This is a genomic window from Pedobacter vanadiisoli, from assembly GCF_042684385.1.
Classification (GTDB): domain Bacteria; phylum Bacteroidota; class Bacteroidia; order Sphingobacteriales; family Sphingobacteriaceae; genus Pedobacter; species Pedobacter vanadiisoli.
In genome coordinates this window covers 435,289-462,193 of the sequence record NZ_JBHULL010000007.1, presented here as the reverse complement: position 1 = coordinate 462,193, position 26,905 = coordinate 435,289, and the positions used below count along the sequence as shown (strand labels likewise).

Genomic DNA, 26,905 nt, shown 5'->3' with positions numbered 1-26,905 from the left:
ATAACAAAATGACATGCTCTGCAAAATGATCGGATAATCAAGGTGTTCTTTTACTATTTTTATGGGTTAATTATGGTTATAACCATCCACAAGAGCCTGTTTTTGGTGGTCGGACAGGTATTTGCCATTCAAGTATTCAATATCTTAGGTTAATACCTACAATTTCCTATTATTTTGTTAATATTGTGTTTATAATCTCGTACTTCTAATGAAACCCAGTTATGATTCTTCTTCAGACGCGGAGCTCATTGCTCTTTTGCGGGATGAAGATCATAATGCTTTTACAGAGATTTACAGGCGTTTTTGGGATAAAATATTTGTGCTTGCCTTTAATCGGCTTAAAGACCAGGCAGAGGCAGAAGAAATTGTTCAGGAAGTTTTTTTGAGCTTATGGAAACGTAGGGAAACTCTACAAGTACAATATAGCCTGAATACCTATTTAAGTACTGCTGTAAAATACCAGATTATCAACCGGCAAAGTAGAAATTACCTCAAAACCCAATCTGACTTATCACTTGCCTCACTGCCAGAACAGGGCATTGATAGTACTCAACTATGGTTTTCTGAGCGAGAGCTGAAAAGACAACTGGATTATCATGTCGAACAATTGCCGGAAAAATGCCGCCTCGTTTTTAAATTGAGTAGGGAACTTTATTTGAGCAATGCCGAAATAGCCCAGCAGATGGGGGTAACCGAAAAAGCTGTTGAGGCCCACATTACCAGGGCATTAAAGGTATTAAAAGGAAAACTACATTTTGGAATACCTTTAATTTCTTATTTATTATCTAAATAATTTTTTTTCAAATTGATGTAGGGTTTAATGCCGTTGATGTGACTATATAGAAAAGCGCATCAAATTGGACTTTAGACAAGATAACAGATCAATAACAGAAATTGCTTATAAAAGGCTGCAGGGCACTGCTTCTGATGAGGAAATTGAAATCTACGAGAGATGGTATGCCTCTTTTAAAGATGAAGAATTAGAGCTGGGAGAAGGGGACGTTGATGCGACTTCACAATTGGGGGCCGGGCTTTATAGCAAATTAATGCTGAAGGTTTCGAAAGAACAGCCTAAAAAAACCAGCTATATCATACATTTAAAATGGTTTGCAGCGGCTGCTGTTCTGGTATTGGGGATGGCATATTGGTTGTATCAATCAAATGCACTCAATAAATTATTAAATAACCAGTCTGCCCGGCAAGTGCAAATTGTTCCAGGTAAGGCCAAGGCAACTTTAAAATTAGCTAATGGCCGATCTATACTGCTTCAGGAGAATGAGGATGGTTTGGTTATCGATTCGAAGAGCCTCAAATACACCGATGGGACTGGGATTGTAATTCCTGAAAACCAACTGTTGAACAGGCAAGAAATGATTTTAAGTACACCAAAAGGAGGTACTTATCAGGTTGTGCTACCAGATGGTTCCAAAGTTTGGCTCAATGCATTGAGCAGTATTAAATTACCGGCAGATTTTGCAAGTGCATTTGAAAGGCACGTGGAATTAAGTGGTGAGGCCTATTTTGAAGTGGCAAAATCTAAAATCAGATATCAAGGTAGCCAAAAGCGCAGACCTTTCCTGGTGAGTGTGGGTAATAGAACGGTAGAGGTGTTGGGTACACATTTTAATATTAAAAGCTATGCAGAAGAAAAAGGAGTTAAAACTACCTTGCTTGAAGGCAGTGTTAGGGTGGGCACAGGAAATAAATATAAAGTAATCAGTCCGGGGCAACAGGCGTTGGTAACTAATGATAATATAAGCACTTCAACTGTTGATGTAGAAGAGGCAGTTGCCTGGAAGAATGGGAATTTTCAATTTGCCGATGAAGATATCCAACATGTTATGTTAGATATAGCTCGCTGGTACAATGTAGAGGTTGTATATCAAGGTGCTGTAACCAAAGAAAGATTCGGCGGGACCATTTCGCGAAATAAACCAATTACGGAGGTTTTGGCATCGTTGGAAGAAACGGGTGCAGTACATTTTAAAATCGAAGGAAGGAGTGTAATTGTTATGCGGTAGAAGAATATAAGGCCGTATCCTAAAAAACCGGAAGTGGTTCGAAGCACCTCCGGCTAAAGTTCGGATCGGTTCAGATCAATGCAAATTAAATCAACTAAACCACAATAACCAAACAAACTAAGGGTACCAAAACGCTTGCGTATTGGTATTCATTCAAAGATATGAAAAAATCCATTTTTTTGGAGAGTAGGCGCTGTGTCTATTTTTCCGATTACACTGTGGGGCGAATAACCAGATCATTTATAGTTTTTCTTGCCATTTTCGTCCTGCAGGTCGGTGTCAGTTTTGCCCAAACGGTAACCATCGTTAAAACGAATGCAAAAATCGTCGATATTTTTAAAGAGATCAGGAAGCAAACCGGTTTTGATTTTGTTTATACCTCTTCTCAGATCAGCAATGCTCATCCGGTAACTATTAACGTGAAAGGAGTTTCGTTGGAAAATGCCTTGACAGCATGTTTTAAAGATCAGCCCCTGAGTTATTCCATTCAAAATAAAACCATTGTTATAAAGCCGAAAGAAGCTATACAAACTCCCAGGAGTTCAACTTCTCCTGTAACGAAAATCAGGGAGATAAGCGGACAGGTAAGCGGTCCGGACGGACGGCCGATGCCAGGCGTAACAGTACTTTCCAAGGAGTTAAATGTGAGGACGGTAACAGACAGAGACGGCCGTTACCAGATCAAGGTATCGGATGAAAAAGAAGCCACGCTGATTTTTTCTTACATCGGCATGCAATCCAGGCAGATTGCCGTAACCAGCCTCCAGAATTTAAATGTAACACTTACAGAAATTGTTAAAGAAATGGAAGAGATGGTGGTAACCGGTTACCAGGTGCTTAAGAAAAGTGATGTGGTGGGATCTGTTGCTTCTATTGATGCAAAAGATTTAAATTTTAACGGTATCAATACTTTAGAACAGGCACTGCAGGGAAAACTAGCTGGTGTGGTGGTTACCAGTACGAGTGGTATGGTGGGTACCAAACAAAATGTACGTGTTAGGGGAACTTCAACATTAATTGGTACGCAAGAGCCAATATGGGTGGTAGACGGGATTATTCAGGAAGATCCGCTACCCTTTAAGGCGCAGGAATTAAATACGGCAGGCGGTATTAATACCGATAATTTTGATTATCTGCGCAATTTTGTCGGGAATTCTATCCGCTGGCTTAATCCTAACGACATTCAAGATATAACTATACTTAAAGATGCATCCGCAACCGCAATTTACGGTGTAAGGGCCGCAAATGGTGTTATCGTAATCACCACCAAAAAGGGTCAGGTTGGTCCACCGGCTATTGTTTACTCAACTAACCTAAGTATGACGGAAAGTGTTGATTATGATAAATTAAACCTGATGAATTCCAAAGAGCGGGTAGCGGTATCAAGAGAGATATATGAGCGTGGACTTACCTCTCCATTTGTGAATAACAGCATCGGTTATGCCGGGGCGCTAAATGAATACCTTTATCTTAAAACCATCTCGGCTGATGAATTCAATGCAAGAGTGGCAAAGATGGAAACGGTCAATACCGATTGGTTTAAACTGTTGTTCCGAAAACCCTTTAGCATGTCTCACAACCTGGGGATTTCTGGCGGTAACTCAACCACAAGATATTACTCTTCTTTCGGCTATAGCGAAAACAATGGTACTGCAATTGGAAACGACATGCAGAGTATAACAGGTAATTTATCCATTTCTACCCAGCTATGGAAAAATCTTTCATTTAATGTACGTCTGTCTGCATCAAAAAATACAACCAACGGTTTCTACCAGATTAGTCCGTATGATTATGCTACAAAAGTAAACCGGGCAATTCCCGCATATACAGATAACGGGGATTATAATTTTTACAAAAATAGTTCAGGTTACCTTTTTAATTTTCTGAATGAGAGAAACGAAACCGGCAACGTAAATAATGTGCTTACCGCAAACGGTGTATTGGATGTAAATTATCAGATATTGAAAAATTTACGTTTTCAGACGCTTTTTAGCTATAATTCTTCTTCCACTAATGGCTCAGCATACGCCACTGAAAAAACAGAATATGTATCAAGAGCTTTGAGGTATGCTGAATATGGCATTAAAGCTTCTGATCCCGCATACATCAATAGCAGGTTACCTGTAGGGGGCGAATACAATGAGGTAGTGAGTGCAAACAGAACCTGGGGATGGCGTAACAGTCTCTCTTATAATGAAACATTTGCAAAAAAACACACCATTGCCTTAATGCTTGGATGGGAATCTAACAGTTCGCAATATGATGGATACCAGTCTACCGACTATGGGTACCTGAGAGACAGGGGAAAATCCTTTGCAACATTGCCATTAACCGTAACCAGCCAAAAAACAGTGAATTCACTTTTAACTCAATCGGTACTTGTTGTTATCGATCGTAGGGTTAATACAATGGGATTATATTTAACATCCAGCTATACTTACGATAACAGATACATTGTGAATGTAAGTGTGAGGAATGACAGATCAAACCGGTTCGGACAGTTTACAAACGAAAAATTTAACCCGGTTTGGGCTGGAGGCGTGCGTTGGAATATTGCCAATGAAAAATGGTTTGAAACTAATAATTGGTTAAATGGCTTAAGTATCCGTAGTTCATTCGGATATCAGCGCAACATCGCCGCAAATGTAAGTCCTGACCTGATTATCAAGATACCAACGGGTGCGCCGGCTAATAACACAGAATCTTTTACAGGCGAAACACTTCTTACTGTACGCAGTTTGCCATATGGAGATTTGCGTTGGGAGAATACTTTAAGTCTGAATTTCGGCGTAGACTGGAGTTTATTCAAGAATAAAATAAGCGGATCATTTGAATATTACACTAAAAAGGGGCGCGAGCTCATCACATCGCTTGATGTACCGACTGAGTATGGTGTAAATTCCATGTTGGTTAACGGTGGTTCAATGAATAATTCGGGCTATGAGGTAACTGCGAACTTTGTGCCAGTAAGAACCCGGAATTTTACCTGGTCGGTTAACCTGAATACGTCAAAGAATACAAATAAGGTTACTAAGGTAGGTCCGCAGCTTGTGAGTTGGCAAACGGCCGCTTCAGGTCAGTTAAATGCGGTTGGTGCGCCAGTTTCAGGATTTTATGCATTTAAGTATACCGGAATTAATCCTGCCAATGGAGAACCAACTTTTGATTTGTCGACTACGCCAGGGTCAGATCCTAATAACCCAACATCGTTCATGCAATACATGGGTAAACTCGACCCCGATTTTACATCAGGATTAGGGATGAATTTCAGGTACAAAATGCTTACGCTTAGCAGTTCTTTTTACCTGCAGGTAGGAGGAAAAAGATTTTTATCACCTTTATATAACTATGCTTCGACAAATAGTGGTTTACCAACAGAGTATGAAAATTTATCACGTCAGATTCTCGACAGGTGGACACCTTCAAATCCGAACGGAACGGTACCGGCATTGCCAAATGGTACTTTAGCATTTGTTGCATTGCCAAACAAAGACCAACGGGCAACCAACAATTTATACACATTTTATAACTATAGTACAGATAGGGTCGTAAGTGCAACCAGTTTGCGTTGTAACAATATTAACCTCAGCTATAGCTTGCCCGAAAGCATTGTTAAAAAATTAAAATGTAAAAATATTGCTTTAGGTGGGGGCGTATCAAATCCATTTGCGATCAATAGCAGCGATTTCCGGGGGCTGGATCCCGAAGTAGCTACCGGTGGTCAGCCGCGCACCAGAACCTACACATTTAATTTAAACTTAAGTTTTTAAAGCGATGAAAAAAATACTCTACACGCTTCTACTCTGCACTGTCTTACTTTCTTCATGTAAAAAATTTCTGGAAGAGTATAGTCAGGATGAAATGCGCCCTGGTTCTACAGACGATTTAACAGCATTAATGTATAGCGATGCATACCCTTACATCGCTAAAATTGAAAATTTTGAAGCACTGGCAGATGATGTACAGAATAATCCTTTAGTTAGTGTTAACGGCGCTGTTAACGCAGATTATTTGGCAGCTGTGCAGGGAGCCACGCTGATGTTCACTTTTAACCCGAATATGTTTGATGGGATTAATTCAACGACAGATATCGGTAATCTTTATAGTGTCATGTACATAAAAATAAAAGGATGCAATGTGATTATAGACCAGCTGGATAAAGTACCAGGAACCGAAAGAGATAAAAACGCAATACTGGGACAATGTTTATTTCTGCGGGGTTATTATTATCTGAAACTGGTTACCACTTATGCACAAATGTATAGTGCGCCCGGCGTAGATCCTTCTACGGCACCTGGTGTCCCTTTGATATTATCAAGCCAGGTTAGAGATGGCGGGGTACCCAGAAATACCTTAAAAGAAGTGTACGATCAGATTGAGAAAGATTTGATTAGAGCGGAAGAATTGCTAAGGAACAATTATGTACCGGCAAATGCTTTCAGAATAGGAAGCGATCTGGCCAACGGTATATTGTCTCGGTATTACCTTTATAAAGGAGGGCCTGGCGATTGGGACAAAGCCATACAATCTGCAGGGCGTGCCTTACAAAATAGGTCTACCTTAACATCACTTACCAGTTTTATAGGCAGTGGTGGCAGTATAAGCCCAAATGGAATTTACAATTCGAGCAGTCCAGAAGTGCTGTGGGTTTATGGTGGGGTATATCCTGATTTGTTAACCGCTAATTTTGATTCACGTTCACTACCTCCATTTACTGTCTCAGCCAGCCTGATCAGTCAGTACGATAAAGGAACAGGAACAGCAAACTATGGCGATCTGCGGTATCAGTATTATTTTCAGTTCAATACATTGTCTGGAAGTAAATTTCCGTACCGAACCGGAAAAAACACGGTAAATGCGCCTTATGGTATCAGAGGATTTAGAGTGGCAGAATTATATTTAAACCGTGCTGAGGCTTATATACGCAATTTTATTAAGAATGGAAATGCAGCAGACAGGTTGGCCGCCCTTAATGATCTCAATACGTTAAGAATCAGCCGTTATGATACCAGGAACACCCCATATACGCCTGTAAACATTACCGACGGGCAGGCATTACTTAAATTTTGCCAGGAAGAACGCAGGAGAGAGCTGGCACTCGAAGACGGACATCGTTTTATCGACCTAAAAAGATGGGGTTTGGGCGTAACGCATACGTTTACCTCAGCAGATAATTCGACCGGAACCTATTCATTGCTTCCAAACAGCCCATTATTTGCTTTACCAATACCGCTTATAGCAATGGTAAACAATCCAGGCCTTGTTCAAAATCCGAGATAAATTAATGATCAATAAAAATAATATTCAAATGAAAAATTATTTAAATTTAATATTAGCAGTGGCTTTTTTCGCCGGCATAAGTGCTTGTAAAAAGTCAGAGGAAATACTTGTTCCTTCCGATATTGATGTAACTTATAAAGTGCCACAGGGAAATAATGCCTTTGATCAGACCATTTTAAATTACTACAACACTTACGGTACTTACCTGTTGTATAACTTTACTGAAAGAGATGCTTATTGGACCCCAACAGGCTGGAAAAAGCCTGTAGTTAGTGCTACGGGTACCTGGAGTGTGGGGGCTGATATCCTGGCTGCCCAGCCAGATGGCATTCAGGCACAACTGGATTTAATAGATAAGAGCCTTTTTAGCCTCTACCCGAAGAATTTTTTAAAGCGGTTTTTGCCGGTTAAACTACTGTTATGCAGCAAAGTAGATTCTGTTTTTACTACGTATGTATTTAATCCTACTTATTCGCCGGCTAAAGGAGTGAAGAAAATTCCTGCTTACTTCAGCTATGATAATATTGCCGTTAATTATGGCGATGGCAGCGCGAGCACACTTTCAGCTGCTGAAAAATTGGCCTTCCTGGCAAGGATTAACCAGGTGTTTTTTCAGAGTATAAACGATCGTTCACTGATTAAGCCTACTACTGAGTTCATAAACAGTGCAGATTACATCAGTGTAAACACCAGTCAGGCAGCAGCATTTAGTAAGGGGATTATCGGTGCTTATACTTCAATATCAGCCACGATTGATTGGAATGCTTACGTAATGGCCATGGTTACCTTATCCGAGGCTGATTTAAACCGATCTGTTGCTAATTCAAATACCAGTGCGGTAGGCATTTTAAACGCCACTAAGGATACCAATGGACTGATAAAAAAACGCTACAACATTGTTCGGAATTATTTCATTAATACCTACCAGGTAGATCTTCAGCTTATCGGTAACAAATCGAGAGGTATGTAACTGCCGGGAGGACTAATTAATAAAATGGTGCTGCTTTTTAATGTGCAGCACCATTTTCTAAACACACATATAAATGAAAAAAATTATAAGGTTATTATTGCTGGCATATTTTTGCCTGTTTACCCGGGCGCAGGCACAAAAAACCGCTGCACTCCCTACAATTAAAACCTTTATAAAATCATCCGCTGTAAAGCATACCGGCATTTTCAATATTTATCTTCAGGAAGATAAATATTACCTGGAACTGCCTGATTCTTTGCTTAACCGTGATATTCTGGCTATGATTGTGATCAATAAAGGATCTGCACAGGTAGCCCGCGACCCTAGAAGGCGTTTTGGATTTGCAGGTGATGTGGTAAATGAAGGGGTATTCAAATTCAACAAAAATGCCAGGGGTACAATATTTATAGAACAATCGCAGTTCTATATTGCACCGGAAAAAAATGGCAATGATTATTACCAGCTATTGAAGGATAAAGAAGGGGTCCTTTTTTTTACCCTGAATACCGTTGCACAAGGCGAACATGCTAATTTAATCGATATTACGCCAGCACTTAATGCAGATCTGCCCATGTTATCACTCAATGGGGCAAAAGAAGAACTTGGTTTAGGAGCCTATCAAGCTAATCTTTCTAAGCAATTGGCTATTACAAGCTACAAAAATAACATCGTATTCCGTTCGCTGCGTGCTTATGGGGCAGGTGCTCTTAAGCCCGAGTCAAGTTCTGCAGAACCTGTAGAACCGCAATCCAGACAAGACACACAAGTTTCTTTGGAAACCGGCCCAACTGCCTGGGAAATCGGGGCAAGCTGGCTTCTTTTACCAAAAAAACCGATGAAACAGCGTTTTGCCGATAAAAGGGTAGGTTATTTTGTCAAACCAGTTAAAGATTACATAAGCAATCCATTGCGGGTAGAAGAAAAGTTGTTGGCAACCCGGTGGAAAATGGAGCCAAAACCTCAGGATCTGGAAAAATTCAGGCGTGGCGAATTGGTTGAACCAGCAGAACAGATTGTTTTTTACGTCGATAAAAATACACCCGAGTACCTGAAACCTTATTTTATTAAAGGCGTAAATGCGTGGCAAAAGGTATTTGAGAAAATCGGTTTTAAGAATGCCATCATTGCTAAACCGGAACCAACACCCGCTGAAGATCCGTCTTTCGCTATTGATAATATCAATTACTCGGTTATTTCTTATAAGCCTTCTACTACTGCCAATGCCTATGGCCCCATGGTTGTAGATCCGCGTTCCGGTCAGATTTTAAGCTCACATGTAGCCGTTTTTAATAACATTACCGATTTGTTGCAACGGTGGTATTTTGTGATGTGTGCCGCCAACGATCCCAATGCCCGAAAATTACCATTGTCTAAAGACATCATGGGGAGGCTTGCCCAAACGGTAATTACCCATGAGGTTGGCCACACTTTGGGGCTACGGCACGATTTTGCAGGTAGTTGCAGTTATGAGGTAGATAGTGTACGCAAACGCGATTATGTGGCTAAAAATGGGTTTGGAGCCTCTATTATGGATTATCTGAGATTTAACTATGTAGCGCAGCCAGAAGATGGCTTTACTGCCGAAGAGTTATTCCCCAAAATTGGCATATATGATGAATTCGCTATAGCCTGGGGTTATAAATATTTCCCTAAGGATAATGATGCCTTTACAGAAGCAGAAGCACTGAAAAATTGGGTTACGCAAAAACGTGCTGATCCCAGGTTGTTTTACTTTCCTGAAGGTGATTTTTACGATCCCCGGGTACAATCAGAAGATATGGGCAGTAATGCTATGCAGGCAGGTAACATGGGGATAAAAAATTTAAAGCTCATCATGAAAAATATGGAAGAATGGCTGGAAGATGATGACGACCAAAACTTTACGATGATGAAAAAAATGCACAGTGCCATAGCCAGTCGTTATAACGAATACCTTGCTCATGTGTTGAAAAACCTCGGTGGCAGGTATGCAGATCAATCGCTGGTAGCAGAAGCTAAACCCAATTATGTGCCCGTAAGCAGGTCTACTCAAAAAGAAGCAATGGCTTTCATCAATACCTATTATTTTCAGGAACCATCTTGGATGTTCCCCTCAAATATTACTGATAAAACCCAGTTTGTTTTTGACGGACAAGTATCTGCAGATTATGAAACGTTTATGGGGAAGATATTTTATAAATTTTCTGCCATTTCAAAAAATCAGCGTATTGTTGGTCAAACCCCCTATACCGTAAGTGAGTTTTTTGATGATATTTATCAGGGACTTTTTGCAGATGTTGATAATTCTACACCAATATCTGCTTACAGGAAAATGCTGCAGCGCTCTTATGTAAACAAACTGCTAACGGCTGTTTATAATCCTGCAAGTTTCGAAGCTGATGTTGCTATTCTGCTTAAGCAACAATTAGACAAGGTTAAACAATCTTGCGATTCAGCTTTGCCAAAAAAAAATGATCAGGCTTCCAAAGATCATCTTAAAGCTATTTCGGATATGATTCAGCAATGGAAAGCAGATCATCAAACAAAACAAAGTTCATAACCAGTAATACAAAAAATGAGAAAAATATTATCGATGTTGCTGTTTTGCGTAACACTGGCTTCGCAAGTTACTGCGCAACAACTAAAAACAAGCAATCCACCAAGCTTTGATAAATTCTTTAAAGATAAGATGAAGGTGGTTGCCGGCACTTTCCCTGTTTATCAGCTTGATGACAAATATTACCTGCAAATCGGCTCTAAACAACTGAACAAAGATCTTTTGGTTGTGGGAGATATCCGCTACGGTTCTTCTGTGATTTCTAAATCTTCCGGTATTTTACGTTTCACGAAGGGAGAGGGTGAAAATTTATATGTAATTAAAAGTAATTACAGCGAACAGGCAACAGCCAATGATGCGATGGCAACTTTGTTAAGTGGTTCAACCCTGGCACCAATTAATTATACTTTCAAAATTGAAGCCTTAGGCAAGGATACCGGAAGTTACATTATAGACATTACTAAACAACTGATTGATGGTGGAGAGCTTTTCTCTTTTAGGAACTATAATCTTATTGCCAATCCAGACGCATCAAGATCAGGGGTTGACAGCGTAGTGGCCATTAATAACGGTGTGGCTTTCAGTGTATACCGCTCGCAGAACAACCCCGGCCGAGATTCCAATGGCAAGTCAATAGATCAGGCAATTACCGTGCAGTTGGGTTTGGTGTTGCAGCAACTTGCTGATGTGCCAATGCCGGTTAAAACAGCAGATAGGAGAATCGGCTTTGATACCCGCTCTTTTACTGATTTCGGTTTAGCAGGCTATGCTGCGAAAAAGGTGAATGTGATTAAAAAATGGAACATTCAGGTAAAACCGGAAGATGTGGCTAAATACCGGGCCGGTGTGCTGGTTTCGCCCCAAAGACCTATCGTGGTTTACTTGCATCCATCAATTCCTAAATTTTTACAGGCTGCGGTTAAAGATGGCATACTGGCATGGAACAGGTGCTTTGAAACAGCCGGATTTAAAAACGTGATCAGGGTAGTGCTTCCTGAAAATGGCGGGCAGGTTTTAATGGAAGAAGGTAGCGTTGTTGTAGCCTGGGGTGGTGTGGCACCGGTAGCTGCAGTAGAAATGGTTGACGATCCGCGTACCGGTGAAATAAAAACGGCAAAAATAACTTTTTCAGATACGGTAATAGATAATTTATTGCAGAAATATTTTGTACAATGCGGGCTGCAGGATGTCCGCATTCAAAAAGATGCCTATGCACCTGCGGTTCGTCAGGACATATTAAAGTTCAAAGCTACCCAGGCTATGGCCCAGGTATTGGGAATGCTGCCAAACTATGCAGCAAGTGCCGCATTTACACCTCAACAGGTCAGCGACCCTGATTGGGTAGCTAAAAATGGTTTCACGGCTTCAGTTACTGACGATCTGGAATTTAACTACCTGATGCCTCCAACCAAAACATTTAACAGCAACCTGCTTATCCCAGGCATAGGAGCCTACGATCATTTTGCCATCAACTGGGCTTACCGGTTGTTTCAGGATGGTAAAAACCAGCCGTCTTTTTTAACCTCAGGTAAGATCAATCCCATTTATTATTACTCCGCAGAGGATAAAAACAGTCCACTGGCACTCGCAAAAGATTTATCATCACAAAATATTGAGGCCGCTCAGTTAGGCATTGATAAACTCGTTGCTTTTTATCCAAAATTAAATGGAATTGCTGCCAAAATGAAAGACGATACCTGGGATACCTACATGCTGCTTGCAGCAAATTTTATCATGTCTTACGACCAATATGTGACCAGCGTATTACCCAATATTGGTGGGAAACAACGTTACACAGTAATGAAAGGCTATAACAGTGTGCCTTTTGTTTACACGCCTAAGGCCAGGCAGCAAGCAACCTTTGTTTTTTTATACAACAATGTACTAAAAGGCGTTCCTTCCTGGACCCGGAATGACAGGGCTCAAGCCATAGACGGTTCTAATACAGAAACCTTGGTTACGAAAACCGCAGTAAGGGTAGTAAATTATTTGGTGAGTGCCGATTTGATTCAAAACCTTATCGACGCTGAAAAATCAGGTCAGAAAGATGTTTTTGGTACTGAAGATTTGTTTGTTGCTATTAACAGGTATGTTTTTTTAGATTTTGATAAGAACAAAGCTCTAAACAGCTACCAGCGCAACATACAGGCTACAGCAGTTAGGGGATTGATCAGTTTAGCCGCAAAGAATAAGCTTGGCTCTGGCCTTAGCGAAATCAGTGTTGTTTTAAATGGCTACACCTCTTCTTTAGCTGACCATATTGTTAAAATGGCCAAAGAACATACTGATTTATTAACCAGGGAACATTTTCAGTTAATGAAAATGATGATGAATAATGAACTAAATGCAAAATAGGATGAAAAAACTAATTATAGCTGCGCTGCTGCTTTTAACAGGTAGTTTAACTTATGCCCAGAACAGGCAGATCAATTTCGAAAAACTTAGCTTAAAAGAAGCTTTAGCCAAAGCAAAACAAGAGAAAAAAACAGTTTTCGTAGACTGTTTTACCAGCTGGTGTATTCCGTGTAAACAAATGGAGGTCAATGTATTTACGAAAGATAGTGTTGCCGATTTTTACAACAAAAACTTCATTAATATCAAAGTAGATATGGAAAAAGGAGAAGGGCCAGAATTGCGGAAGTTATATGCCGTAGGTGCGTACCCCTCTTATATAATACTTGATACAGAAGGTAAAGTAAAAAATAAATTTGTTGGTGGGATGCCAGTAAACGAATTTTTAGCCAATGCACAAAAGGGGCTTTCTACCAATAGTGACGAAGCACTTTTAAATGCCCGCTACGAGCACGGCGAACGCACGCCCGAATTGATGCGTGCTTATATTAAACAAAAGATAAAAGTAATGGAAATTACCAGGGCGAAACAACTTAACGATGAATTAATGGCCTTGTTAACGCCACAGCAAAAAGCCAGTCCTGAAAATTGGTTCCTATTTGGTCAAAACAGGTATACCATGTATTTGTCTGACCTCTTTAGTTCAAATTTCTTGTACCTCACCAACCATTGGAAAGATTTTGCCGCACAAAATACAAAAGATACTGTAGATAAAAAGTTATCATCCGTTTACAGGCAAATTGCCTCATGGACATTAAACGGTTTTTATTTTAAAGTGAAACCTTTTGATAAAAGCAATTATGAAGCGTACAAAGCGCAGATTGGCAAAACCCAAATGCCCGATAAAGCACAATTGTTGGTTATGATGGATATTGCGATCGCGGCAGGTGAAAAAAACGAACCGGAAGTACGCAGGCTGCTGCTTAAAAATTTAAGCACTTTTTCTGAAGATAACCGCAGGATTCTTTTTGATTACCCCACATTTGCCCGCACAATAAAGGGTTTTAAATTTCCTCAGATTGAAGCACTTTCAGACGAAATCAGTAAAAGCTCCACTAATCCGTTCCTGGTTAATTTGTATCAAGACATGAAAAAAAGATATGCAGATAAAGCGAATTAGTGCCATAATGGCGATTTGCCTGCTTGGTTGTATTTCGGTAATTGCACAACAGGCCGATTATTTAGCCGCACAAAAATACGATGCGCCAAATCTGGCCAAAAGAGTAGGTACATTAAAAATCATTCCTTTTTTTCTAAAGAATAGCCATAAATTTTGGTTTGTGGCGAACGGATCGGCGCAATTATCGAATCAATCAAATCAGGCAAATGGCGCAATTTCGGGCAGTTTGCTTACCAATGTTCACTACATTGTTGATATGGCCAGCGGCAGAAGGCAGGAACTTTTTGATAAAGCCATTATTATCGATCAGCTCAAAGGTTTAACGCAGGGAGAAGTGAATTCCGCTCAAGTTATTTATACGCCAGAATTTTCAGCCGATGAAAAAAGCGTATTGGTCAGTTATGCAGGTAAATCCTATGATTATCACTATGAGCAAAAACAGCTGATTAAACGTCAGATAGGGTTACAACAGAAAAAATCATACCAAAAGATTGGCGTTTCTTCTGATAATAAATGGGAACTGTATACCCGGGCGCATAATCTTTATATATCGGCTAATAACAACCATAACGATGAACATCAGCTCAGTACCGATGCAGAACCCTATTATTCATTCTGTGTAGATGAAAAAGGTGATTATAAAGTTGATAAAACTTATCCATCGGTCGCTAAATGGATAAATGAAAGGTATTTTTATGCATTGAGGATAGATAAACGGAAAGTACAGACCATGTCGGTAATCCAGTCGGGATTTACACCAAGGCCTTTAATATACACCTACAAATATGAACTTCCCGGAGATCAGTATGTGGCACAGTATGAACTGTATATTGGCGATGCCTTAAAAGGCAATATGAAAAAGGTCGATTTGCAACATTGGCCCGATCAGCAGCTGGAGGTTGTTTCTGCACCGGATGACCCGCAGGAAATTTTTGTTTTACGGCGGAAAAGAACGAGGGATGAGATAGAACTATGTGCCGTTAATTTAGAAACAGGTAAAGTGCGTGTGGTTATTAATGAGGTGAGCAAACCATTTATTAATGAAGATTTTTTTGATGTATCCATTATCAAAAAAGGCACAGAAATTTTGTGGTGGAGTGATCGCAGTGGCTGGGGGCAGTATTACCGTTATAGTGGTAGTGGTAAGTTAATCAACCGCATGGGTAAAGACAACTATACGGCAGGAAAAATACTGGCAATAGATACAGCCAAAGGGTATGCTTACCTGAATGCTTTTGGAAAAGAGGCGCATACCAATCCCTATTACGCCAAGCTTTATAAGGTTTCTTTTGATGGTAAAAGCGAGCAATTGCTCACACCTGAAAATGCAACACACCAGGTTTATATTTCGCCCGATCGCCGTTACTTTATAGATAATTATTCAAGGATTGACCTGGAGCCGGTAACCATGCTCCGGAAGATAGATGGCAAACCTGTAGCACAAATATTTAAGCCTGATCTGGATAGTTTAAATGCCTATGGTTGGAAACACCCCGAACCTTTTATCGTTAAAGCAAAAGATCATGTAACAGATCTGTATGGTTTAATATGGAAACCTTTCAATTTTGATCCAAATAAAAAATATCCCGTTATTTCGCAGGTTTACCCCGGTCCTCAAATTGAAACCGTATGGCCCGATTTTACGGTGTTGGATAAGTACAATAACGCTGCGCTGGCGCAACTGGGTTTTATCGTAATATCGGTTGGGCATAGGGGAGGATCTCCAATTCGTGATGCACATTACTATAAATTCGGATATGGAAACCTTCGGGACAATGGTATAGATGATGATAAATATGCAATAGAACAGTTAGCAGGCCGGTTTTCTTACTTAGACCTGGACAGGGTGGGGATTTTCGGACATTCGGGCGGTGGCATGATGACCATAGCAGCCATGTGTAAATACCCAGACTTCTATAAAGTAGGGGTGGCCTCTTCAGGCAACCATGATAACAGGATTTATTTACGCGCCTGGGGTGAAAGCTATCAGGGCTTAGAAAATAAAATGCCTGTAAATGAAGACTTAGCCAGCAAACTTCAGGGCCATTTAATGCTTGTTACCGGAGAGGTCGATGACAATGTTAACCCTGCTAATACTTACCGGATGGTTGATGCATTGATTAAAGCAGATAAAAATTTCGATTTGTTGTTGTTTCCCGGACAGAACCATCATTATGAGGGAGCTGCAAAACTTTATTTTGAGAAGCGTATGAGGGCTTTTTTTGCGAAGTATTTCATTGAACAAGACATTTCACATGATAAAAAGTAATAATAGCAATTTTGTGCTATTTTTTTAGTTAATGATGGGCGGAGCTGGTTGGATAACCGCTCCGTTTTTTATACCTTGTTTTGTTTAGTATAGCCAACAGCTCTTTTTCCAGGGTATTGCGCGAACCGCATTTACCGCCACCATGTTCTAAGATGCATAGCCTTTTGGGCTGCTGTAGATAAACGAGTTGAGTACCATGCCTTCCTCATGGAGCCCAAAGTTGCGCTGATGCGATAGCTTAATAGCCGGATTGGTTTGCATTGATGGTTTCATTAGCAGCTGGGTTAGAACCTGATGTCGGATTTGTTTAAAAAATAGTCTGTTAATGACAAGGATGTTGGAGTATGACGCTCTAAATTTGTTGTCTACAAATAAAGCTAACCAATTTTATGAACCGTAGACAACTAATCCAAAGCCTTGCTATTGGTATTCCCGGAGTTTTACTTTCCAATAAACTTTCCGCATTTCAATCAAATGATGATGGGGCAAAAGAGTTTGTAGAGAAAGTTCTCGCCGGACCATTCTCCCCAACATGGGAGTCGCTCGCTAATTATAAAACCCCTGAATGGTTTAGGGATGCAAAATTTGGCATGTGGGCACACTGGGGCCCTCAATGTCAGCCAGAAGCTGGCGATTGGTACGCCAGGGAAATGTATATGGAGGGAAGCTGGAAGTATAAATATCATATTGAAAAATACGGACATCCTTCTAAATTCGGCTTTAAAGATGTAATCAATGTCTGGAAGGCCGAGAACTGGGATCCAGAATCGCTCGTTTCACTGTATAAAAGCGCCGGGGCCAAATATTTTATGGCACTGGCCAACCACCACGACAACCTCGATCTTTATAAGAGTAAGTACCAGAAGAACTGGAATTCTACCAAAGTAGGCCCGAAAAAAGACATTATTGGCGGATGGGCTGCTGCGGCGAAAAAACATGAATTGCCATTTGGGGTTAGTGTGCATGCCGCACACGCCTGGAGTTGGTTTGAAACCAGCCAGCGTGCAGATAAAAACGGGCCGATGGCAGGTATTCCATACGATGGTAAGCTGACCAAAGCCGACGGGAAAGGTAAATGGTGGGACGGCCTTGATCCACAGGAACTTTATGCGCAGGATCATCAACTGAGCCAGAACAGCCAGAATAACGGAATGATACACAAGCAATGGGATTGGGGCAATGGTGTTACACCGCCCAACAGTGCATACATCAACAAGTTTTATAACCGGACGATGGACCTGATCAACAAATATCATCCGGATATGATCTATTTTGACGATTCGCAATTGCCTATGTGGCCAATCAGTGATGTAGGTTTAAAAATCGCCGCACACCTTTACAACAAAAGTATTAAGGATAAAGGCAAGCTCACTGCGGTAGTTACCGGAAAAATATTGAATGAAACACAGCGTAAGGCTATGGTGTGGGATATAGAACGTGGTCAGAGCAACAACATTGAGCCCCTGCCTTGGCAAACTGATACCTGCATTGGGGGCTGGCATTACGAACGCGGAATTTACAACAGAAATGGCTATAAAACCGCAAAAACCGTAATTCATACCTTAATTGATGTGGTGAGCAAAAATGGAAACCTGATGCTCAATATTCCGGTTCGGGGTGATGGCACAATAGACGAATTGGAACGAAAAATTGTTGAAGATATTGGGGTATGGATGAGAGCGAACGGAGAGAGCATATATGGTACCCGGCCATGGAAAGTATTTGGAGAAGGGCCTGCACAGGAAAAATCACCAGCATTAAGTGCGCAAGGATTTAATGAAGGCAAAGGCGTACCTTTCAGCGATAAAGATATCCGCTTTGCCGCAAAAGAAAAAGAATTGTTTGCTACGGTTATGGCCTGGCCTGCGGAAGGTTCGGTGTTAATTTCGAGCCTGGCCGAAGGATCATCAAATTATCCCGGGAAGATAAATAATGTCGAGCTGCTTGCCACCAAAGAAAAGCTGCGTTTTGAAAGGAATTCGCAAGGGTTAAAAGTTTATTTCCCTGCAAATCAGCCGCAGGCTTCTTATGCTAATGCCCTGAAAATTACATAAGTTCAGGCATAACCGGGCGACTAAAGCCTTAAGATTGGATCATTTCGTAGAGGTGATCCAATTTTTATTTTCTACCAACCTAAACAAGCTTTGGTAGTTGTAATAGTTTTTTAAGTGTCTGATAGTTAGGATAAAAAATAAAGTTTATATTAAAATAACGATATTTTTTTGGAGCGCAGGGGCAGTAAGCATGATTAAAGCCAGTTCCCGTGCTGCGCTATGTCCTTGCGCTACGCTGCAGGGATGCCGCTTCGCCCGGGGCTAGGTACTTCCTATCTGCAAGGAAGTCGATACAAAGCCGACTATCGCTAATACGTACAGTAGTTTTGTTCCACAGACCCCTGTTAAATAAACCTTATTGAAGCGGTTATACTTTTTGGTGCACAAACAAAAATGTTTCCACAGCCACTCACAAAAAGATAGAAGCGAAAAGAAGGGCTACCGAGCCGACAGGCAATAAACCTGCTTTACAAAAAGATTAATTATTTTTAGGAGCGCAGGGACAGTTACAACGATTAGCGTCTGTTCCCGTGCTGCGCTATATCCTTGCGCTGCGCTGCAGGGATGCCGCTTCACCCGGGGCTAGGTACTTCCTATCTGCAAGGAAGTCAATACAAAGCCGACTATCGCTAATACGTACAGTAGTTTTGTTCCACAGACCCCTGTTAAATAAACCTTATTGAAGCGGTTATACTTTTTGGTGCACAAACAAAAATGTTTCCGCTTACCCCTCACAAAAAGATAAAAGCGAAAAGAAGGACTACCTGAACCGACTGGCAAGGAATCTGCTTTCCAAAAAAGAAACATCATAATTTTGGAGCGCAGGGGCAGTCACAGCTATTAGCGTTTGTTCCCGTGCTGCGCTATATCCTTGGGCTGCGCTACAGGGATGCCGCTTCGCCCGGGGCTAGGTACTTCCTATCTGCAAGGAAGTCGATACAAAGCCGACTATCGCTAATACGTACAGTAGTTTTGTTCCACAGACCCCTGTTAAATAAACCTTATTGAAGCAGTTATACTTTTTGGTGCACAAACAAAAATGTTTCCGCTTACCCCTCACAAAAAGATAGAAGCGAAAAGAAGGGCTACCGAGCCGACAGGCAATAAACCTGCTTTACAAAAAAAAATAATTATTTTTAGGAGCCGCAGGGGCAGTTACAACGATTGGCGTTTGTTCCCGTGCTGCGCTATATCCTTGCGCTACGCTGCCGGGATGCCGCTTCGCCCGGGGCTGGAAACAAGATTACTGCAAAAACAAAGTGAAAAAAGACATTTTCTTCCCTGTACAGACTTTGTGTGTTCCTGCTTAAAAAATAAACCGGTTTTGCTAAACTAAACGTTCTTCAGGGCTGGCCTCTTTTTTAAAAAAAATCAGACAGAGAGAGTATAGAAAAGCATAATTATTGTCTTATTATAAATGAGCTGATTTTTAGCTTATCTGAACAAAATAACCAATATCTAACCAAATCTAAACGTCTCATTATGAAACTATTATACGCTATTCGTCAGTTTTTGTGATCCCTATTAAGAGCTTTTTTTCTGCAAAAAAAAAAGTAAAAACAAGGGGGGCTGTCACCTTAATAATACTGCAGCTTTAACCCTTGGTTTAAAGTTAAATAATTGATCACACACCGTTGATGACTACCTCGGCGGGATAAGGTCCAATTTACTGACTTTGATAATTGCTCAGCAGGTTATCAGTCAACTATTTTTTGGTACCCGCAAGGTACTAAAACAACTTTGCGATAAAATACCTAAATGATATTGTATGCTCATCTCTACAAGGGGTGTAGTTTTGTTGAGCCATGTGGCGATAGATCCTCCAAATCAGATTTTTAAATTAGCTAGCCATTGCGGCGCCCAACAGCTGGAAACCCAATGGAATGCTTTGTTTAAATCAATAGATTAACAAATATGTAATATGATTATAATTTGCGTGGTGTACATTTGGGCAACCAAACTCACGTATACTACGTAATGCAAATATTGCTGATTACTGATTTTTAATTTGTATACTATTTTTTACAAACAGAGTATTGTTGGTTTACTAATTTGTCTATGTAATAAATAAACCTGTGTTGCCTCATCACCAACGCGCCTAATGCTAAATTTTGCTCCAATAAAATTAACAAATGGTCTCACTTAAAACGCATCATGCCCAGGTTTTGCTTGTAGCCATCATCCTAAACCACAGGAAGATGATTGGCTGCTGTACTGTTTTTGGCTCCTTTCAGCAGATACAACCGATCAGGTACCTTTTTTTTAGCAAAGCACCCCTTAAAATCTTTAAGTGGTACCCCAAATTTTTTTGCAATTCCTTAAATAATTAATTGATAACCTAATCATCAACTATGAAAAACAAGTACTTTTTTATCCTGCTTTCATTTATGCTGAGTGTCTGCTTCTCTGCACGATCCCAAACCTTCGTGCATCCGGGGATACCGCTATCGGCTTCCGATCTGAGTATCCTGAAAGCACACATTGATGCAGGGGACTATCCCTGGAAACAGGCTTATGATGTGCTGGCAGCCGATGGCAAGTCGCAGCTGACTTACACTTACCAGGCTTTTGCTACGGTTACGCGCAGTCCGGATTTAAACCTTTACCGTTGGAGAAACGATATGACGGCCGCCTTTAATATGTCGCTGATGTGGTATTTTACCGGAAACCAGGATTATGCTGCAAAAGCCAGGGATATTTTAATTGCCTGGGCAACCACCCAAACGGAGTTTGGCGGGCAGTTGGGAAACCTTGACCTGGGGGATTATGCATATGCCTATGGGGGCGCGGCTTCTATTCTTCGAGGAACCTGGAGCGGCTGGACGGCGGCGAACACTGCAGCGGTAAAAAACCTCTTTAATAATGTATACTGGCCACCATCGGGTTGTGGGGGTTATGCGCTGGGCCCTTCCAATAAAGGCAACCTGAGCTTAGCCGCTGGTGTTGTAATCGCCGCATTTTCAGACGATCCTGCTAAAATGGCCCATATCCTCTACCTCTCGAGATATATCGCCTCCTGTGGGCTTAAAAATACTTTGCCCAGTGGGCAGAATGGAGAAAGTTTAAGGGACCAGGGGCATGCCCACGGGACATTTAACAACCTGGCCTTTACGGCCGAAGTGCTTTATAAACAGGGCATCGATATTTATTCGGAGCTGGAAGACCGGATTATGGCCAATGCCGAATATTTTGCCAGGAAAAATTTAAGTTTGCCAACCCCTTACGTGCCTTATGGTACTATTGATGCCTATTATTTAAATGATGTAACCGTTCCGTGGGACATGGGACGGTTTGGTCCAACTATAGCTCACGGGGCTTATGTAGTCCGTAAAAACCAAAGCTCAGTTTACCTGAACAAATTGCTTAATACCATTCAAAGGCGCTTTGACCCGGCAATTACCTGGTTCTATAAGTCGGAAGACAATTCTACGGCTACTGTTCCGGCGCAAACCGAAACGGTTCCTGTTCCGACAAAAGTTGGAACGGGAGGCTTAACCTCACTTGATATCGGGGCCACTTCGCCTGCCGGGAGCAGTTCTTACACAAACAATGTATGGACGGTAAAAGGAAGCGGCGATATGTGGACCCATGGGGCAGATGCTTTGCATTTCGTTTACAAGCAAGTGACCGGTAACTGCTCTATCATTGCGAAGGTAGAAACTACAGGAGGCGGTGCCCAGAATGCACGGGCAGGGTTGATGTTCCGTTCTGATCTGACCCCTAATGCCGCGCAAAGGGCATGGATAGGGATAACCCCAAGTGTAAAAGCCGAGTCGTTTATGCATGGATGGTCAGAACTAAGGGGCGGTGCTTATTACGAGAAATCGTCAAGGCCCGTAACCGGTATTCCCTACTGGGTGAAGATTGAACGTGTAGGGGAGATGATTGCCACCTATTATTCTCCTGATGGGGTAAGCTGGGCGGCAGCGCATGAGGGCAGGTATACGGGCTTTACCGGCACGGCCTACATTGGCCTTGCGGTTTGTTCTAATGTTAATGGTGCTTTAAATACCGCTACATTTAGTAATGTGAGCGTTACCGGCGGGCAGGGAGGAGTGGTTACTGCGCCACAAGCTCCACTTTCAGTATATGCCTACCCTGGAGATAAAAATATGCGGGTAAGGTGGTTATCCTCCTTTGGCGCAGTGAGCTATACGCTTAAACGGTCATCTTCTCTGAACGGGAGCTATTCTACCATAGCTACGGGCCTTTCCGGAAATACCTTTCTGGATCAAAACTTAAGCAACGGCCAAACTTATTATTATAAGGTTTGTGCGGTAAATACTGCGGGTACCAGTGCAGATTCGCCGGGCGATGGAGCTACCCCGGAAGCGCCACCGGTTCCACAGGTATTAAGTTCAGATGCTTTAAATGGGGTATACCGGATCATAGCTACGCATAGCAATAAGGCAGTAGAGGTTAAAAATGGATCAACAGCTGATGGCGCCTTAATAGGACAGAAAACTTATGATTATTTGAGCAACCAGCATTGGATCATCAACCCTATATCCGGTACCGATTATAAGATCATTAACCAGCGCAGTGGAAAGGCTATGGATGTGGTGTCTAATGCCACAACGGATGGTGCACTGATTGAGCAGCGCAGCTATTCGGCAAGCGATGCCGCCCAGGTATGGACGATCAAAGACCGGTTTAACGGTACCTTTAGCATTGTTGGCAAGCAAAGTGGGAAATCGCTGGAGGTTCCGGGATCAAGTACCGCTGAGGGGGTTTCAATGGATATTTCCAGGTGGACTGATAACTTTAACCAGATCTACAGGATAGAACCTGTTTCGGCCTCCGAAATATCTGCTGCCTATCTTAAAAAACTTGCAGACGCCATCAAGTTACGCGATACCACCCAGACAAGTACCACCAATGTACCGGGTAAATTCCCGGTAACGGCTAATGCCCAGTTAAATGACAGCATTACCTATGTCCAGTCTCAATACAATTCACAATCGACAGTTATCCAGGTAAGCAGCTATATCACTGTACTGGATAATGCGATGAAACGGTACTTAGCCGCTAAATATTATCAGACCAATATGCTGGCCAATGGGTATTATTATCTTAAACCGCTAAGCGGTGATTCATTATTGACTAAGAATGATACGAATATCCCTTTATTTGATGTAGCAAGTCCTGAACCCCAGCTACAGATCTGGAATGTTGCCAAACAAGGAAATGGCAGGTATAAAATTGCTTGCCTGAGTGCGCCGGCATCATATAAGAACTATATAAACGAGAACGCCCAGTTTGGCACCAATAACTATTCGGATGTCTGGAACTCGTTTAATATTTACTTTGACGGAACCTCGTATGCTGTTCAGCGTGCGCAAAATGCCGGGAACGGGTACTGGTATCAAAGTGGTAATAAAATATTAGCTGTAGGTGGCAATACGAACGATCCTATACCTTATAATTTCCCTTTCCGTTTAGTGCCGGTCGGAGTTATCCCCTTAAACCTGAAAGCAGCGGCGGGCGATGGTAAAAACATCCTGGATTGGGACCCTGTCCCAAACCTAACGTATATCGTAAAACGCGCAACGGCATCAGCTGGTCCTTATAATACACTCGCTACGATCGGCGCCAGTGCCAATGCCCTAAGGTATATCGATACGGTGGGCGTGAACAACGGAACTACCTATTACTACCAGGTCGTTTCGCCAGATAACCTGGCTTCCAGCCCGGTAGTGGCGGCCTCACCTAATGTTGGCCAGCTTATTTACCTGAAATTTAACGAAATAAGCGGTACTGCTTTTGATAGTTGGGGAGCTAAACATGCAACGTTGGCCTCTTCGGCAAGCCGTGGCACCGGGAGATCCGGAAATGCGCTTAAACTGGATGGTTCGGCCAATGCCTATGCAACCTTACCGGCTGGTATTGTGAGTAACTTAAATGATTTTACCATTTCCACCTGGGTAAAGATGGATGCACTTTCTACCTGGATGCGGGTATTTGACTTTGGTGTTGGTGCGACAACGGTTACACAATATATGTTCCTGACCGTTCAGGCAGGAACCTCTACGGTAAATGGCATCACCACACGGACCATTAGCTATAGAATTAAAAATGGGGGAGCAGATCAGATCGTCAGCTTTAACTATCCTTTGCAAGTGAATGGCTGGACGCATCTTGCCGTTACCCAGTCCGGAAATACGGCCAGCCTGTATATCAATGGAACTTTGGTAGCCAGTAATACCGGGATCACGATTAAGCCTTCGCAGCTGACCGCTTCCGGCACCACTACTGGTACCACGTTGAACTACCTGGGTAAATCGCAGTTCAATGATCCTATGTTCAAAGGTTCAATTGATGAGTTTAAGATTTACAGCAGGGCCTTAAGTACTGCAGAGATTGCCTCGGCATTTACCAGCCAGTCGGTTACGATGAATGCCATTGCGCCTAAACTCATGGGCGATGCTGATTTTGATCCTGCAGCTACGGCAACGTCAGGACTTCCGGTAACCTATACCAGTTCAGATACCACGGTTGCAAAAATTGTAAATAGCAAAGTCCGTGTTCTGACTACCGGAACAACCGTTATTACAGCTTCGCAGGCAGGGAATTCGGTTTACTGGCCTGCAACGCCGCAATTAAAAGTATTGTCGGTTGCCATTACCAATAATACCCAGCCTACTGCGGTTATAGGCAGGCCCTTTACCTATACCATCACCAATAATGCACTAAGCGATTTTAATGTAACAGGTTTACCTGCCGGTTTAAGCCTGAATGCCTCAAACGGGATCATATCGGGTACGCCAACGGAGTACGGTACTTTCCCGCTATTTATTAACGCGGTCAATGACAGTATTCCGGGAACGCAGACCATTACCTTAACGGTAGAGAAGATGGTCAGCAACGTTATTGTTGCTTCGGGAGATGCCAAAAATGTGGTCGAATGGGATGTTCTTCCGGGTTTTAGCTTTAATGTGAAACGTTCAACTACAGCGGGTGGTCCTTATACCACTTTATCAAATGTAACGACCAATATGTTTACCGATACCGGAGTGAGTAATGGAACTACTTATTATTATGTAGTTACAGCGGTTGATAGTCAGGGTGAAGGTTCTCCCAGTGCAGCAGTAACCGCAAAACCTGCTGCCGGCCAACTTACTTACCTCAAGTTCGATGAGGTGAACGGAACCCGGGCAATAGACAGCTGGGGGGCTACCCACGGAACACTGGCGGCAACGGCAACCCGTGCAGCCGGCAAAGACGGAACTTCGATTAAATTAGACGGAACAAGTACTTCTTATGCTACCTTGCCAACAGGAATTGTAAAAACATTATCTGATTTTACCGTTTCGAGTTGGGTAAGGATGGATGCATTTTCCAATTGGATGCGTGTATTTGATTTCGGCAACAGTACTGCGCAATATATGTTCCTTACTGTTCAGCAGGGAACGCCTACGGTAAATGGGGTAAAGCTATCAACCGTTCGTTATGCTGCTAAAAACGGGGGGACAGAGTTAAACGTAAGTGCCAACTATGCCTTCCAGCTCGATACCTGGACACACCTGGCGGTTACCCAATCGGGTAATACGGCAAAGCTTTATATTAACGGTACCTTGGCAGCCACCAATGCCAATCTGAACATTAAACCTTCGCAGCTTACCGCTTCAGGCACTACTACGGGTACCACGTTGAATTACCTGGGTAAATCACAGTTCAATGATCCCCTTTTTAAAGGTTCAATTGATGAATTTAAGATTTACAGCAGGGCATTAAGTGATGCTGAAATTGCTGCCGAAGGTACAACCGCTGGTTTCAGCCAATCGGGCAGTCTTTCGAGCACACAGACCCGTTCAGGTATAATCCCGGCACAACCCCTTGCTCCGGAATCTTCAAGCAGCAACATCATCTATCCTAACCCGGTTAAAGAGCAGTCTTTCAAAGTGAGGCTCACGCCTGACCTGAGGGATCAAAACATTAAGGTAACGGTTAGGGATGTTGTGGGCAGGATAATGCAAAGTGGAATCTACCGTGCCGCAGACCGCGATCTGCAGGTAGGCCTTTCCGGAAATTATCGTTTAGGTGTTTATTTCGTGTACCTGAATAACCTGACGCCAATCAGATTGATTGTCGATAAATAAATAAGAATTTCTGAATACAAAAGGCTGTTTAACAGTCTTTTGTGTTTGGTTTGCCTAGGTCGTATACAAATCTGCGTTGCCTCATCACCAACGCCTAATGCTAAACTATTGCTCCAATAAATTAACAAATGGTCTCACTTAAAACACATCATGTTCAGGCAACTGCCTGTAACGATCCTCCTGGACGCAGCCGCGAAGGTGATA

General features: G+C 42.0%; 13 protein-coding genes. 12 read left to right on the top strand and 1 reads right to left on the bottom strand.

Features of this window, described 5'->3' with window-relative positions; translation table 11 throughout:
* The first annotated feature begins 208 nt into the window (after nucleotides 1-208).
* From ACFSR6_RS07830 to ACFSR6_RS07790, 9 genes are all read left to right on the top strand, one after another.
* On the top strand, nucleotides 209-793 hold the full coding sequence (locus ACFSR6_RS07830) for an RNA polymerase sigma-70 factor (protein WP_379077253.1): 585 nt from the start codon (nucleotides 209-211) through the stop codon (nucleotides 791-793).
* Between the two features lie 64 nt (nucleotides 794-857).
* Nucleotides 858-2,021, top strand: coding sequence for a FecR family protein (locus tag ACFSR6_RS07825; protein ID WP_379077251.1), 1,164 nt, complete (start codon nucleotides 858-860; stop codon nucleotides 2,019-2,021).
* 161 nt (nucleotides 2,022-2,182) lie between these two features.
* Nucleotides 2,183-5,791, top strand: coding sequence for a SusC/RagA family TonB-linked outer membrane protein (locus ACFSR6_RS07820; protein WP_379077249.1), 3,609 nt, complete (start codon nucleotides 2,183-2,185; stop codon nucleotides 5,789-5,791).
* A 4-nt stretch (nucleotides 5,792-5,795) separates the two neighbouring features.
* A complete protein-coding gene (locus ACFSR6_RS07815; protein WP_379077246.1) occupies nucleotides 5,796-7,301 on the top strand; it encodes a RagB/SusD family nutrient uptake outer membrane protein in 1,506 nt (501 codons plus the stop codon).
* A 28-nt stretch (nucleotides 7,302-7,329) separates the two neighbouring features.
* Nucleotides 7,330-8,271, top strand: a complete 942-nt coding sequence (locus tag ACFSR6_RS07810; RefSeq protein WP_379077244.1) for a putative zinc-binding metallopeptidase — start codon at nucleotides 7,330-7,332, stop codon at nucleotides 8,269-8,271.
* A 73-nt stretch (nucleotides 8,272-8,344) separates the two neighbouring features.
* The gene (locus ACFSR6_RS07805; protein ID WP_379077241.1) at nucleotides 8,345-10,810 is read left to right on the top strand and encodes a zinc-dependent metalloprotease; all 2,466 of its coding nucleotides are present in this window, start codon (nucleotides 8,345-8,347) and stop codon (nucleotides 10,808-10,810) included.
* Nucleotides 10,811-10,825: 15 nt separating this feature from the next.
* On the top strand, nucleotides 10,826-13,162 hold the full coding sequence (locus tag ACFSR6_RS07800; protein ID WP_379077238.1) for a DUF5117 and DUF5118 domain-containing protein: 2,337 nt from the start codon (nucleotides 10,826-10,828) through the stop codon (nucleotides 13,160-13,162).
* Nucleotide 13,163: 1 nt separating this feature from the next.
* Entirely contained in the window at nucleotides 13,164-14,279 is a 1,116-nt protein-coding gene (locus tag ACFSR6_RS07795; protein WP_379077235.1) for a thioredoxin family protein, read from the top strand.
* Nucleotides 14,260-16,548, top strand: coding sequence for a S9 family peptidase (locus ACFSR6_RS07790; protein WP_379077232.1), 2,289 nt, complete (start codon nucleotides 14,260-14,262; stop codon nucleotides 16,546-16,548). The genes ACFSR6_RS07795 and ACFSR6_RS07790 overlap by 20 nt, the downstream gene beginning before the upstream one ends.
* 147 nt (nucleotides 16,549-16,695) lie before the next feature.
* On the opposite strand, the gene ACFSR6_RS07785 is transcribed toward ACFSR6_RS07790, so the two are convergent.
* The gene (locus tag ACFSR6_RS07785) at nucleotides 16,696-16,821 is read right to left on the bottom strand and encodes a hypothetical protein (RefSeq protein ID WP_379077231.1); all 126 of its coding nucleotides are present in this window, start codon (nucleotides 16,819-16,821) and stop codon (nucleotides 16,696-16,698) included.
* Between the two features lie 116 nt (nucleotides 16,822-16,937).
* Here ACFSR6_RS07785 and ACFSR6_RS07780 point away from each other — a divergent pair, with 116 nt between their 5' ends.
* The 3 genes from ACFSR6_RS07780 to ACFSR6_RS07770 all read left to right on the top strand — a co-directional run bounded on the left by ACFSR6_RS07780 (nucleotide 16,938) and on the right by ACFSR6_RS07770 (nucleotide 26,701).
* Complete coding sequence (locus tag ACFSR6_RS07780) at nucleotides 16,938-18,602, top strand: alpha-L-fucosidase (protein WP_379077228.1); 1,665 nt, start codon at nucleotides 16,938-16,940, stop codon at nucleotides 18,600-18,602.
* 1,768 nt (nucleotides 18,603-20,370) lie between these two features.
* Nucleotides 20,371-20,511 carry a hypothetical protein gene (locus ACFSR6_RS07775; protein ID WP_379077226.1) on the top strand — a complete coding sequence of 47 codons (141 nt, stop codon included), beginning with the start codon at nucleotides 20,371-20,373 and terminating at the stop codon, nucleotides 20,509-20,511.
* Between the two features lie 442 nt (nucleotides 20,512-20,953).
* Nucleotides 20,954-26,701 (top strand): LamG-like jellyroll fold domain-containing protein, encoded by a 5,748-nt coding sequence (locus ACFSR6_RS07770; protein WP_379077223.1) that lies wholly within the window; start codon nucleotides 20,954-20,956, stop codon nucleotides 26,699-26,701.
* Nucleotides 26,702-26,905 lie beyond the last annotated feature (204 nt).

Bases quoted from the DNA above. Each gene is read 5' to 3' on its own strand.
- ACFSR6_RS07790 (WP_379077232.1), top strand. From the start codon at position 14,260: ATGCAGATAAAGCGAATTAGTGCCATAATGGCGATTTGCCTGCTTGGT.
- ACFSR6_RS07800 (WP_379077238.1), top strand. From the start codon at position 10,826: ATGAGAAAAATATTATCGATGTTGCTGTTTTGCGTAACACTGGCTTCG.
- ACFSR6_RS07770 (WP_379077223.1), top strand. From the start codon at position 20,954: ATGAAAAACAAGTACTTTTTTATCCTGCTTTCATTTATGCTGAGTGTC.
- ACFSR6_RS07780 (WP_379077228.1), top strand. From the start codon at position 16,938: ATGAACCGTAGACAACTAATCCAAAGCCTTGCTATTGGTATTCCCGGA.
- ACFSR6_RS07830 (WP_379077253.1), top strand. From the start codon at position 209: ATGAAACCCAGTTATGATTCTTCTTCAGACGCGGAGCTCATTGCTCTT.
- ACFSR6_RS07810 (WP_379077244.1), top strand. From the start codon at position 7,330: ATGAAAAATTATTTAAATTTAATATTAGCAGTGGCTTTTTTCGCCGGC.
- ACFSR6_RS07775 (WP_379077226.1), top strand. From the start codon at position 20,371: ATGCTCATCTCTACAAGGGGTGTAGTTTTGTTGAGCCATGTGGCGATA.
- ACFSR6_RS07820 (WP_379077249.1), top strand. From the start codon at position 2,183: ATGAAAAAATCCATTTTTTTGGAGAGTAGGCGCTGTGTCTATTTTTCC.
- ACFSR6_RS07805 (WP_379077241.1), top strand. From the start codon at position 8,345: ATGAAAAAAATTATAAGGTTATTATTGCTGGCATATTTTTGCCTGTTT.
- ACFSR6_RS07785 (WP_379077231.1), bottom strand. From the start codon at position 16,821: ATGAAACCATCAATGCAAACCAATCCGGCTATTAAGCTATCGCATCAG.
- ACFSR6_RS07815 (WP_379077246.1), top strand. From the start codon at position 5,796: ATGAAAAAAATACTCTACACGCTTCTACTCTGCACTGTCTTACTTTCT.
- ACFSR6_RS07795 (WP_379077235.1), top strand. From the start codon at position 13,164: ATGAAAAAACTAATTATAGCTGCGCTGCTGCTTTTAACAGGTAGTTTA.